General features: G+C 63.0%; 10 protein-coding genes. 4 read left to right on the forward strand and 6 right to left on the reverse strand.

Annotation, left to right across the window (positions count from 1 at the left end; translation table 11 throughout):
• Window positions 1–23: 23 nt before the first annotated feature.
• The gene (locus tag QZY67_RS03205) at window positions 24–1,475 is read left to right on the forward strand and encodes a nicotinate phosphoribosyltransferase (protein WP_295368507.1); all 1,452 of its coding nucleotides are present in this window, start codon (window positions 24–26) and stop codon (window positions 1,473–1,475) included.
• Between the two features lie 221 nt (window positions 1,476–1,696).
• Here QZY67_RS03205 and QZY67_RS03210 read toward each other — a convergent pair whose 3' ends face one another.
• The 4 genes from QZY67_RS03210 to QZY67_RS03225 all read right to left on the reverse strand — a co-directional run bounded on the left by QZY67_RS03210 (window position 1,697) and on the right by QZY67_RS03225 (window position 5,732).
• On the reverse strand, window positions 1,697–2,725 hold the full coding sequence (locus tag QZY67_RS03210) for a glycosyltransferase family 2 protein (protein ID WP_295368508.1): 1,029 nt from the start codon (window positions 2,723–2,725) through the stop codon (window positions 1,697–1,699).
• 30 nt (window positions 2,726–2,755) lie between these two features.
• Window positions 2,756–3,913 (reverse strand): UDP-galactopyranose mutase, encoded by a 1,158-nt coding sequence (gene glf, locus QZY67_RS03215; protein WP_295368509.1) that lies wholly within the window; start codon window positions 3,911–3,913, stop codon window positions 2,756–2,758.
• 102 nt (window positions 3,914–4,015) lie between these two features.
• Window positions 4,016–4,603: an inorganic diphosphatase gene (locus tag QZY67_RS03220; RefSeq protein ID WP_294534728.1), complete on the reverse strand. Its 588-nt coding sequence runs from the start codon at window positions 4,601–4,603 to the stop codon at window positions 4,016–4,018.
• Window positions 4,604–4,832: 229 nt separating this feature from the next.
• A complete protein-coding gene (locus tag QZY67_RS03225) occupies window positions 4,833–5,732 on the reverse strand; it encodes an RluA family pseudouridine synthase (protein ID WP_295368510.1) in 900 nt (299 codons plus the stop codon).
• Window positions 5,733–6,081: 349 nt separating this feature from the next.
• Between QZY67_RS03225 and QZY67_RS03230 the strand changes: the two genes are divergently transcribed.
• Both QZY67_RS03230 and QZY67_RS03235 read left to right on the forward strand, forming a co-directional pair.
• Entirely contained in the window at window positions 6,082–6,642 is a 561-nt protein-coding gene (locus QZY67_RS03230) for a manganese efflux pump MntP family protein (protein WP_294534722.1), read from the forward strand.
• Window positions 6,643–6,840: 198 nt separating this feature from the next.
• Entirely contained in the window at window positions 6,841–8,178 is a 1,338-nt protein-coding gene (locus tag QZY67_RS03235) for an MATE family efflux transporter (RefSeq protein ID WP_295368512.1), read from the forward strand.
• A gap of 312 nt (window positions 8,179–8,490) precedes the next feature.
• Here the strand turns inward: QZY67_RS03235 and gap are convergent, their stop codons facing one another.
• Window positions 8,491–9,501, reverse strand: a complete 1,011-nt coding sequence (gap, locus tag QZY67_RS03240; RefSeq protein ID WP_294534716.1) for a type I glyceraldehyde-3-phosphate dehydrogenase — start codon at window positions 9,499–9,501, stop codon at window positions 8,491–8,493.
• A gap of 440 nt (window positions 9,502–9,941) precedes the next feature.
• On the opposite strand from gap, the gene QZY67_RS03245 reads away from it, so the two are divergent.
• Window positions 9,942–10,979, forward strand: coding sequence for a HAMP domain-containing sensor histidine kinase (locus QZY67_RS03245; protein WP_295368513.1), 1,038 nt, complete (start codon window positions 9,942–9,944; stop codon window positions 10,977–10,979).
• A gap of 433 nt (window positions 10,980–11,412) precedes the next feature.
• Here the strand turns inward: QZY67_RS03245 and QZY67_RS03250 are convergent, their stop codons facing one another.
• Window positions 11,413–12,360 (reverse strand): hypothetical protein, encoded by a 948-nt coding sequence (locus QZY67_RS03250; protein ID WP_295368514.1) that lies wholly within the window; start codon window positions 12,358–12,360, stop codon window positions 11,413–11,415.
• Window positions 12,361–12,457 lie beyond the last annotated feature (97 nt).

Raw genomic sequence — 12,457 nt, forward strand, 5'->3', positions numbered from 1 at the left:
CGCCCGCGGAAAGGCTGATAAACATGAAAAAGAACCCCATGAACTATACGCTGCTGTGCGACTTCTATGAGCTGACCATGGCCAACGGCTATTTCCAGACCGGTATGGCGGAGCAGATCTGCTACTTTGACGTGTTCTTCCGCACCGTGCCGGACGGAGGCGGCTTTGCCATCGCGGCCGGTCTGGAGCAGGTCATTGAGTATATCGAAAACCTGCGCTTTGACGAGGAGGACATCGGCTTCCTGCGGAGCAAGGGCACCTTCAGCGAGGAATTTCTCACCTATCTGAGGGGCTTTCGGTTCACCGGCGATATCTGGGCCGTGCCTGAGGGGACGCCCATCTTCCCCGGCGAGCCTTTTATGACGGTCCGGGCCCCCGCCATTGAGGCCCAGTTTATTGAGACCTACCTGCTCCTCACCCTGAACCACCAGTCCCTCATCGCCACCAAGTCCAACCGCATTGTCCGGGCCGCCGGAGGGCGGCCGGTGAGCGAGTTCGGCTCCCGCCGGGCCCAGGGCAGCGACGGCGCCGTGCTGGGCGCCCGGGCTGCCTACATCGCCGGCTGTGTGGGCACCGCCTGCACCCTGGCCGACCAGATGTACGGCTCTCCCGCCGGCGGCACCATGGCCCACTCCTGGGTCCAGATGTTCCCCGACGAGTACACCGCCTTCAAGACCTACTGCCAGCTCTATCCCCACTCTGCCACCCTGCTGGTGGACACCTACAACGTGCTCAAGTCGGGCGTACCCAACGCCATCCGTGCCTTCAAGGAGGTGCTCCTGCCCCAGGGCATTACCAAGTGCGCCATCCGGCTGGACAGCGGCGATTTGACCTACCTGTCCCGGAAGGCCCGGAAGATGCTGGACGCCGCCGGGCTCACCGAGTGCAGCATTGTGGCCTCCAACTCCCTGGATGAGTATATCATCCGGGATCTGCTCCTCCAGGGCGCCCAGATTGACTCCTTCGGCGTGGGCGAGCGGCTCATTACCTCCAAAAGCGAGCCGGTGTTCGGCGGCGTGTACAAGCTCTCCGCCGTGGAGGACAAGGAGGGCAATATCATCCCCAAGATCAAGGTCTCCGAGAACCCGTCCAAGATCACCAACCCCCACTTTAAGAAGGTGTACCGCATCTTTGAGAATGAGACGGGCAAGGCCATGGCCGACCTGATCTGCGTCCACGACGAGGTCATCGACCCCAGCCAGCCCCTGGAGCTCTTCGACCCGGAGGCCACCTGGAAGCGGAAGACCGTCACCGACTTCACCGCCGTGGAGCTGCTGGTGCCCATCTTCCAGGGGGGCAAGCTGGTGTACCAGTCCCCCTCCATCACCGAGATGCGGGCCTACTGCGCCGCCCAGATCGACCTGCAGTGGGATGAGGTCAAGCGGTTTGAGAATCCCCACAACTACTATGTGGACCTGTCCCAGAAGCTGTGGGACATCAAGCACAACCTGCTCAAAGAGGCGGGCCACATCTAAGCACAGCAAAAGCCGGCTGTTCCCCAGGGGAACAGCCGGTCGGCGTTTCGGAAAGGCCTCGCAGAGTTCGCGCCCGCAGGCGCGAATCAATTGAAACCTGTTTTCTCCGGGGACATGCGCCTCGGAGAAAACACTGCTCAGGCCGCTCGAAAAAGGTGCCAGGCACCTTTTTCGACGGATACAAAAGCCGGCCGTTCCCCAGGGGAACAGCCGGTTTTTTGTCAGTTGAACTTGTAGATCTTCCGGGCCATGCGGTACAGCCCCACGGACAGCTTCCGGCCCTGGTAGCCGGGGATGTTGCCCACAAAGGACACCGCACGGTACTTGAGCTTGTGGTAGAGCCCCTTGTCCACCGACCGGAGGTACTCCCACAGCTCGGTCTTTTTGCCCAGGGCGGCGGGAGATCCGTCGATGATGAGGAAGATGGAGGAGATGGTCATCATCATGGCCAGGTAGTTGCGCATGTACCGGCCCAGCTTGGGCTGGACGGAGAGCACCCGGCGCAGGTCGTGGGCGTCAATCATCAGGCGGGTGACCCGGACCTGCTGGTCCACCCGGCCCACCATCACCTTCTCGTTGACGCTCTGGTCCGCCCGGCCGATGAAGTACCGGTACAGGTCCAGGTCCATGTAGTACATGGTCTTCACATAGGGCAGGGGCTGGTAGACAAAAATATTGTCCACATAGAAGGTGTGCTTGGGCAACTCCAGGCCGCACTTGCGCAGCAGCTTGGTGCGGTAGATGACCGAGTGCATCAGCAGGTACTGGGAGGCCCGGAACCGGCCGATGTCGTTCCAGGTGAAGATCTTGTTCTTGGGGAACACGTTGGCGTAGCCCATGACCTTCCGGGTGTTGTCCTCCACGTGCTCATAGACGTAGTTGGCAATGACCATGTCCACGGGCCGCTCCATCTTGGCAAACTCCCGCAGCTTGCCAAGCACCTTGTGGAGGGCGTCCACGTCCAGCCAGTCGTCGGAGTCCACCACCTTGTAGTAGATGCCCGAGGCGTTGCGGACGCCCTGGTTCACGCCCTCGCCGTGGCCGCCGTTCTCCTGGTGGATGACCCTGACGATATCGGGGTACTGCTCGGCGTACCGGTCACAGATGGCAGGGGTGTCGTCCTTGGTGGATCCGTCGTCCACCAGAATGATCTCGATGTCGTCGCCCCCCTCCAGGAGGGTCTGGATGCAGTGGTCCATGTAGGCCGCCGAGTTGTAGCACGGCACGGCAAAGGTAATAATCTTATTCATTTTTCTCTCACCCTTCTCTTGGCCGGGCCCTCAGCCCAGCAGGCGGTCCGCCAGCTCCAGGGCCCGGACCACAATGGCGTCCATATTGTAGTACTTGTACTCCGCCAGCCGGCCCAGCAGGTGGAAGCCGGGCAGGGCGTCGGTCAGCGCCCGGTACTTGGCGTACAGGGCGTTGTTCTCCTGATTGATAATGGCGTAATAGGGGGTCTCACCCTCCGCGCCGGTGTAGGCGCGGGAGTACTCTTTGACGATGGTGGTGCGGTCGGGCAGGTCCTGTCCGGAGAAGTACTTGAACTCGGTGATGCGGGTGTAGTCCTCGCTGACGGTGTAGTTGACCGTGCCCCGGCTCTGGAACCACTCCACCGGGTGGGTCTCGAACTTGAAGTCCAGGGTTCGGTAGGGCAGGCGGCCGAAGCAGCAGCCGAACAGCTCGTCCACCGCGCCGGTGTACACCACCGTGCCCGTAAAGGGCGCCCCGTCCAGAGAGAGGCCGGCGGCGTCCAGCTTCAGGCGGTCGGCGGCGTCCACCCCCAGCTCCACGGTGATATTGGGGTGGTCCAGCATGTGCGCAAAGACAGGGGTGTACCCCTCCGCGGGGATGCCCTGCCAGGCGTCCTGGAAGTACCGGTCGTCCCGGGAGAGGAACACGGGCACCCGGGCGGTGGTGTTGGGGTCGATCTCCTCGGGCGTCTGTCCCCACTGCTTCATGGTATAGTGGACAAACACGTTCTCATACACATAATCCGCCAGAGCCTTGATCTCCGGGTCCTCGCTGCTCCGCAGCTCCAGGATGGTGACCTTTTTCTCCGCGCCGTAGGTCTCCACCAGCTTTTTCTCCAGCCGGGCAGCCTTCTCAGGGCCGTAGGCCAGCTCCAGAGAGGTCAGGTTGAAGGGCACGGGCATCATGACGCCGTGGACGTTGGCCACCACCCGGTGCTGATAGTCCCGCCAGGCGGTGAATCGGGAGAGGTAGTCATAGGCCCGCTGGCTGTTGGTGTGGAAGATGTGGGGGCCGTACTGGTGGATGAGCACGCCGGCGCCGTCCAGCCGGTCGTAGGCGTTGCCGCCCACGTGGCTGCGCCGCTCCAGCACCAGCACACGCTTCCCGCCCCGCTCGGCCAGCTCCCGGGCGGTCACCGCGCCGGCGAAGCCGGCGCCGATGACCAGGCAGTCGTACTTCTGACTCATGGAATGAACACCTCACAGCATAATCTTTCCTTCATCTTACCAGATTTTGTGGATAAAATGAACGAAAAAAGTATTAAGAAAGCCTTAAATTGCCGAAATATTTCAGCGGTCGGAGCCGCCGAACCGGTCAAACCGGCCGTTGACGGGTCCGGCCTGGTTGCCCAGGAAGGTGTCGTTGTAGTGGTCAATGGCCTGCTGGATGACCTGAACGGCCGCCTCCCGGCCGTTTACGTCGCCGGCCGCCGTGTCCTTTCCCTCCAGCTGCTTGTACACGGTGAAAAAGTGGGCCATTTCATCAAAGACGTGGGCGGGCAGGTCGCTGATGTCCTGATAGTCGTTGTAGGCCGGGTCGGAGAAGGGGATGGCGATGATCTTCTCGTCGTTTTTGCCGTCGTCCAGCATGGAGATGTAGCCGATGGGGTACACCCGCACCAGCGTCAGGGGGTCCATGGACTCGGAGCAGAGCACCAGCACGTCCAGGGGGTCGCCGTCGTCGCCGTAGGTCCGGGGGATAAAGCCGTAGTTGGCGGGGTAGTGGGTGGAGGTGTGGAGCACCCGGTCCAGGATGATAAGGCCGGTCTCCTTGTCCAGCTCATACTTCTTCTTGCTGCCCTGGGGGATCTCAATGACTGCCACAAAATCCTCGGGGGTAATGCGCTTGGGGCTGATATCGTGCCAGATGTTTGACATGCGTCAGGCTCCTTCTTTACACAAAAAATTTTTCATGCGCCATGGACCTAAATTCCCGGCATGCGGGCCGTCCCGGGCCCACGCGCTTTGATTTTATGGCCGTGCCGCTCCGTGCGGCACATGGCCGGTTTTTGCCATGCTTTTGCACAGCAGAATCGTGCAGAGTACTGTTTTTATTATATCTGATTGTCTCCCGCTTTACAACGCGGTTTTTCCATCTTCCGGCGCGCTACACCCATTTTCCCGCTCCGGGGAACAGCCGCAGGAAGGGCCTGGGCACCGGCGCGGCCACGGTCAGGGGCGCTCCGGTGCGGGGGTCGGTCAGGGTGAGGCGGGCGGCGTGGAGGGCCAGCCGGTCCATGGGGCCGCCGCCGTCGCCGTACTTTCTGTCCCCCGCCACGGGGCAGCCCAGGTCGGCCATGTGGACCCGGATCTGGTTCTTCCGGCCCGTGTCCAGGGCCACCCGCACCAGGGCGTACTCCCCCGCCCGGGAGAGCACCCTGTATCGGGTAACGGCCTCCTTGCCGCCGCTGCCCGGCCCAGCGGAGTAGACCACCCGGGTGGAGGTCTCCTTCAGCCAGGAGCGGACCACGCCCTCCTCCCGCTCGGGCGCGCCCGCCGTCACCGCCAGATAGATCCGCTCCCGTACCAGGGCGTCCCAGTTCTCCTGGAGCGAGCGCTTCATGGCCTCGTTCCGGGCGAAGAGCACCGCGCCCGAGGTGTCCCGGTCCAGCCGGTGGACCACAAAGAGCTTCTTCTCCCGGCTGCCGTCCCGCAGTGTGTCGGCAAGCAGGCGGTAGGCGGTGCGCTGCCGCTCCCCCTCGTGGCCCACGGTGAGGAGCCCGGCGGGCTTGTCAATGGCGATAAGGTCCCTGTCCTGATAGAGGATGGGGAAGGGGGCGGCGGCCTTCTCCTCCCGGCTCCGGGGCAGAAGGGTCACCATCTCCCCCGGCTCCAGGGGCCAGTCAAAGCGGGTGACAACCTTCCCGTCCACCGCCACCTGCCGCCCGGACAGCAGGTGCTTCACCGCGTTGCGGGACTTCCCCCTCACCCGCTCCAGCAGGAACTCCAGCAGATAGCCCTTCTCCGTCACAGGGTAGCGCCGCTCCCCCGCCGTGCTTTTTCCCATGGTTCTCCCTCCGCCTGTGGTATTTCTCAGTTGAGCATGCAACATTCTATCACAGCGCCGCCCCGATGGCTACCCCGGACGGGGCAGGAAATCCGCCTGTTTTTTTCTTGACAGGCCGGGGCGGAAAATGTTAGAATAGACGAAAATAAGGGAGTAGTCGGCGCGGTGTGCGCGGCGGAGCCAACATACTGGGGCCTTGGGCCTCTGGTTCAGCCTGAAATGACGAGACTTATCTGCCCGGGGGCGGATAGGTCTCTTTTTGTTTGCCTGTTTTGGGCGCTTTCCGTCCGTTTTCTCCCGCCCCGGCCGCCGTGCCGGACCAAATCCCCCCAAAGCGGAGGTTTTTATTATGGGTCTTCTGGAGCTGTTCATCATCGCCGTAGGGCTTTCCATGGACGCCTTTGCCGTCTCCATCTGCAAGGGCCTGTCCGTGGGGAGGGTGCGCCTCCCCCACATGCTGGCCGCCGGGCTGTGGTTCGGCGGCTTTCAGGCCCTGATGCCCTTCCTGGGCTGGCTGCTGGGCTCCCAGTTTGAGGCCCTCATCACCAGCGTGGACCACTGGATCGCCTTTGTGCTGCTGGCCTTTATCGGCGGCAATATGGTCAGGGAGTCCCGCAGCGCGGAGGAGCATCAGGACGGCTCCTTCTCCCCCGCCGCCATGCTCCCGCTGGCCCTGGCCACCAGCATCGACGCCCTGGCCGTGGGCGTCACCTTCGCCTTTTTGCAGGTGGACATCCTCCCCGCCGTGGCCTTTATCGGCGTAACCACCTTCCTGCTGTCCGCCGCGGGGGTGAAGATCGGCAGCGTGTTCGGCGCCAAGTACCGCTCCGGGGCGGAGCTCTTCGGCGGGTGCGTGCTCATCCTCATGGGCGTGAAAATCCTGCTGGAGCATCTGGGCATCCTGGGCTGAGGGACGGGGGCTTGACATCCCCGTCCCCCTGTGGTATCCTCTCTTACGACATTTTTATCACCTGTGCCGGCATTTACCACCGGGTAAATGCACTCTGTGCCTGTATATATTCCGTAGGTCTTAGAAGGAATATATTCAGGCACTTTTTTGCTCTGCGGGGCCCGAAAGCCCCAGTTTTGAAAAGCGAGGGATTCCCCCATGGACGAACGCACTCTGAACCGTACCTTCGCCCGGTACATGTCCCTGAATATTCTGGGCATGCTGGGCATGTCGGGCTATATCCTGGCCGACACCTTTTTCGTCTCCAGCCGCCTGGGGTCGGACGGCCTGGCGGCCTTAAACCTGGCCATCTCGGTGTTCGGCTTTGTCAACGGCCTGGGCATGATGCTGGGCATCGGCGGCGCCACCCGCTATGCCATCTGCAAGGCCCGGGAGGACGACCGGGAGGCGGACGCCTCCTTCTCCACCGCCTTCCTCACCGGCCTGGGGGCGGGGATCCTGCTGGCCGTCCTCGGTCTGCTGCTGTCCCAGCCCATGGCCCGGCTGCTGGGTGCGGAGGAGCGCATCCTGCCCATGTGTGCCGACTATCTGCGCACCGTGCTCACCTTTGCCCCCTTCTTTATTCTCAACCACATTCTGGTGGCTTTTGTCCGCAACGACGGAAACCCCAAGCTGGCCATGGCGGCCATGCTGGTGGGCAGTCTGTCCAACGTGGTCCTGGACTATGTGTTCCTGTTTCCCCTGGACATGGGCATCTTCGGCGCCGCCCTGGCCACCGGCATCGCCCCGGTCATCGGCATCCTCATCTCCTCCTGCCATATTCTCTCCGGCCGCAGCCGCTTCCGCCTGATCCGTGCCCGAATCCAGCTGCGTAAGGCGGCGGCCGTGGCCGGGCTGGGCATCGCCGCCTTCATCAATGAGTTCTCCTCCAGCGTTGTTCTGGTGGTGTTCAACCTTCTGATGATGCACACCGCGGGCACCATCGGCGTGGCCGCCTACGGCATTGTGGCCAACCTGGCCCTGGTCGCCCTGTCGGTGTTTACCGGTATCTCCCAGGGCTGCCAGCCCCTGCTGAGCACTGCCCATGGACGGGGAGACGGCAGGGCGGTGCGGGCGGTTTACCGCCGGACCGTTATTCTGGCCACCGCTCTGGGAACCCTTATCACGGCCGCCGCCATGCTCTTCCCCGGGCAGCTGGTGTCTGTCTTCAACAGCGAAGGCAACGCCGCCCTTCAGGCCATCGCCGAGCCGGGGCTGAGGCTCTATTTCATCGGCTTCCTGTTTGTGGGCTTCAACTTTGTGACCGCCGCCCTGCTGGGAGCCACGGAGCAGGCGGGCGCCTCCTTCTGGGTGTCCTTCTTCCGGGGCTGTCTGGGCATCGTCCCCGCCGCCTGCCTCTTTTCCCTCCTCTTCGGCATGACCGGCATCTGGCTGTCCTTCCCGGCGGTGGAGCTGGCCACCCTCCTCCTCAGCGTCCGTCTGGGCCGCCGGGCTCTGGCGGGCGAGGCGCTCCCCGGCGGAGCGGTCATGGCCTGACCCGCTGTCCCCGGCGCAAAAAAATTCCCTCCGGATTGCTCCGGAGGGAATTTTCGGAACCGTCGAAAAAGGTGTTTCTCACCTTTTTCGAGTGGGATGCATTCCACTGCGCGCAGCATTTGTCCGTTCAATGCGGACAAATACCACACTTGCGGCCTGAGCAGTGTTTTCTCCGAGGCACATGTCCCCGGAGAAAACAGATTTGCACTTTTTCGCGCCTGCGGGCGCGAACTCTGCGAGGCTTTTCTGACAAGCTGAAAAATTCCCTCCGGATTGCTCCGGAGGGAATTCTTCATCTGCCGTTGGACCAGCTTACTTGTGGTCGACGGAGTACATGTGCTTGATGAGCTCCAGCACCTTGTTGGAGTAGCCCACCTCGTTGTCGTACCAGGACACGACCTTCACGAAGGTGTCAGTCAGGGCGATGCCGGCCTTGGCGTCGAAGATGGAGGTGCGGGTGTCGCCCAGGAAGTCGGAGGAGACAACGTCCTCGTCGGTGTAGCCCAGGACGCCCTTCAGCTCGCCCTCGGAGGCGGCCTTCATGGCGGCGCAGATCTCCTCGTACTTGGCGGGCTTGGCCAGGTTGACGGTCAGGTCAACGACGGACACGTCCAGGGTGGGAACACGCATGGACATACCGGTCAGCTTGCCGTTGAGCTCGGGGATGACCTTGCCCACGGCCTTGGCGGCGCCGGTGGAGGAGGGGATGATGTTGCCGGCAGCAGCACGGCCGCCGCGCCAATCCTTCATGGACACGCCGTCAACGGTCTTCTGGGTGGCGGTGGTGGAGTGAACGGTGGTCATCAGGCCGTCGGTGATGCCGAAGGCGTCGTTCAGGACCTTGGCGATGGGGGCCAGGCAGTTGGTGGTGCAGGAGGCGTTGGACACGAAGTTCATGTCGGTGGTGTACTTGTCCAGGTTCACGCCGCAGACGAACATGGGGGTGTCGTCCTTGGAGGGGGCGGACATGACGACCTTCTTGGCGCCGGCGGTCAGGTGAGCCTGAGCCTTCTCCTTGGTCAGGAACAGACCGGTGGACTCCACAACGTACTCGGCCTCCAGCTTGCCCCAGGGAATGTTGGCGGGGTCACGCTCGGCAAAGACGGGAATGCACTTGCCGTTGACCACAATGCCGGTCTCGTTGCTGCTCACCTCGCCGGCGAACTGGCCGTGCATGGTATCATACTTCAGCATGTAAGCCAGGTAGTCGGCGGGGCACAGATCGTTGATGCCCACGATCTCGATCTCGGGATGATTCAGACTAGCGCGGAAGACCATACGGCCGATGCGGCCAAAGCCATTGATGCCGACTTTAATGCTCATTTCAATTCTCTCCTTTTAAAATCTTCGAGGTATCCTCGTGCGCCCCCTATTATAGCCTATCTTGTTGCGTTTTTAAAGAGTTTTTTTGAAATTCCACAAAAAATTTGCTTTTTTTATTCAAGTTATCGCAAGCGAAGCCGCCGAGGCGCTTAAGCGCGGCATAAGGGTCACCCCGTTCTCCTTTGGCGCGGCGTTCTGTCTGTTTTCCTCCCGCTTATCCGGGGCAAGCGCTCTCTGTTCCGGTTTTTCCCTTTCTTCAAGCGGGCGGGGCTGATAAAAATCAGCGGCTGCACCCTGTCCCCCTTCTTTCGACGTTTTTCGACATTTTCCCTTGTTGCACAGGCCAGATTTTGGTATACTGAAAAAAATGCGGTTCCTCCGGGAACTGCATAAGCTATAATGCTGCAAGAGATCTATTTCAATGGAGGTGCGCGCGGCCTATGGACAGCGTGTCGTTCTCTCCCTTTTCCCTTGAGCACGCCCCCTTTCCCGCTTTGCTGGTCCGGAACGGCAGAACCGCGGCCTGCAACGGCGCGGCGGCGGAACTGCTGGGGCTGCATCCCGGCGGACCGGCGCCGGATTTTCTGACGGGCGTCTCCCCCTCGCCGGAGCCTGTCACCGGCACCTGTACCGCCGCCGGACGGAGCTGGCGTTTTTCCCTCTCCCCCCAGGAGAACGATCTGCTGGCGGTCCTCCTCCCCGAGGACCCGGCGGGCTCCCCTTTCCCCGGCACCGCCGCCCTGCTGGAGCAGCTGCGGCAGCACATCAACAATCTGAGCGCCGCCATCCAGCTCATTACACCCGATTTTCATGTGCTGGGGGGCAAATACGAGCAGTACCTGGCTGTTATGAATCAGAGCTTTTACCGGATGGTGCGCCTGATGAACAATGCCGAGATCGCCGGCGCGCTGGCTGATGAGCGGCTGGCCCTGTCCTCCGGGCCGCTGGACCTGGCCGGACTGTGCCGGGAGCTGTGCCGGGAGGTGTCCGGCCTGGCGGAGGCGGCGGGCGTATCCTTCCACTTTGACGACCGGTGCGGCTCCTTCCTTACAATTGGAGACAGCGAGCTTATCCAGCAGATGCTGCTGTGTCTCATCTCCAACGCCCTGAAGGCGGCGGGCAGCGGCGGCCGGGCGGGGCTGCGGCTGTCAGCGTCGGGTAACCGTGCCCTCCTCACCGTGTGGGACAACGGCGCCGGGCTGGACGGCGGTACGGAAGCAAAGGTCTGGGGCGCCGGCGCGGGCCTGCCCATCGCCCGGCAGATTGCCGCCCTCCACGGCGGCGCGCTGATGCTGGAGAGCCGCACGGGCGCGGGAGTGCGGGCCACGGTCTCCCTCCCTGTCAGCCGTCCGGATAAGTCCCCCCTGCTCCGCACGCCCCAGCCAAAGATTGGCCGCACCGGCGGCTTTTCTCCGGCAGTGATAGAGCTTTCCGCCGTGCTGCCCTGGCAGGCGTTCCTGCCCGGCTCGCTGGAGTAAATTCTGTTTCATTGCCCTGAGGGAATCCGCTGCTCTCGCGCCGCAGTTCCTGCCATACAGAGCTTGCGGCGCGGGCGGCTGTCCCCCTGCGCTCCCCCGTCCCAATTTGGGCAGCTTTTTTGACAGCGTCTTTCCGACATACGAGGTGCGGCCCGGATATTTCCGGGCCGCGCCTCAGTATGTCGGAAAAGTGGCTTCCGCCACTTTTCCGAAGGGGCTTCATGAAATTTTCACCTCGATTTCTGATGAAATTGTCGGCAAATTTTCATGAGAAGTGTCATTTTCGAGGCACATGTCCCCGAAAATGACGGATTTTCATTTAATTCCGTCATCTGCGGATGGCGGAACTCTGCGAGGCTTCCTCTTCGGGGAGGTTTTTCCACACGCTGAGGCCCGGCCCGGAAATATCCGGGCCGGGCCTGTCATTCTATCCCTATCCCGCTTCGGTGATGCGCGCCAGCTCTTCCCGGGCCCGGGCAAGGCCCGCCGCCTCCTCCCGGCCCATCTCCTCCAGCCGGCTGAGTACGCGCTCCACCTCCTGCCCCGCCCGGACCACGCTGTCCCGGGACTGCTCAATCTGCTCCTGTACTGCCATGTCGGCAAAAAAGCCGTCAAAGAAGTAGTCGGCAAAGGTGGCAAAGTCCCCGATGGACACTTGGGCGCCGGCAATCAGGTCCACGTCGGCCAGCTCCGTGTGGAACCGGGACAGCGCCCGCTGGGCCTGGTCCACATAGTCCCTGGCCTTGTCCAGGGTGTCGTGCTTCATCATGGTGACAAAGGTGCCCCCGCCCACCATGTCCCAGGTGCCCAGGTCCTCGGCCTCAGCCAGGCTTCCATCCGCCGCGCCGAGGCAGGCGAGCGTCTCCTGCCCGGCGGCCGCGGCCTCTTCAAGCTCCTTTTTCCAGCCCTCCCGCCGGGCAATCTCCTCCTCCAGGGCGGCAATCCGCTCTCCCGCCGGGCCGCCCGCGGCCCGGAGCAGGGCCCGCTTCTCCTCCAGGGCCGCCTCCCGCTCCGCCGAGCAGTCGGGCGCCCCGTCCAGCGCCCGCTCCAGTTCGGCCAGGCGGGCTCCGGCATCCTCCACGTCCCGGAGGGCCTGCTCGTACTTGGCCTGGGCCGCCAGGGCCTCCGCCTCCTCCCTGGAGAGGCGGACCTCCCGGTCGCCGGTGATGCGCAGCCACAGCCCCTTCAGGCTGATGCCCTCCAGCTCCGCCACGTCCCGCCGCTCCTTGGCCAGGATTTGGGCCAGCTCCTCTGCCCGGGCGGAGCGCTCCTCCACCTCGTCTTCCAGGGCGGACCGCTGGGCCAGCAGACGCCGCCGCCTCTCCTGCCGCTCCCCCAGCTCGGCCAGGGTGCGGTTGAGCTCCTCCAATGTACGCGCCATGTTCCGTCTCTCCTCTCCTCCGGATCTTTCGCCGGTTTTCTCCCTTTTATTCTACTCACTCGCCCGCCGCCGCGCAAGCTTTCCCCTGGACTTCCCA

It is taken from the genome of uncultured Pseudoflavonifractor sp., assembly GCA_904419835.1.
In the GTDB taxonomy this organism is placed as follows: Bacteria; Bacillota; Clostridia; order Oscillospirales; family Oscillospiraceae; genus Pseudoflavonifractor.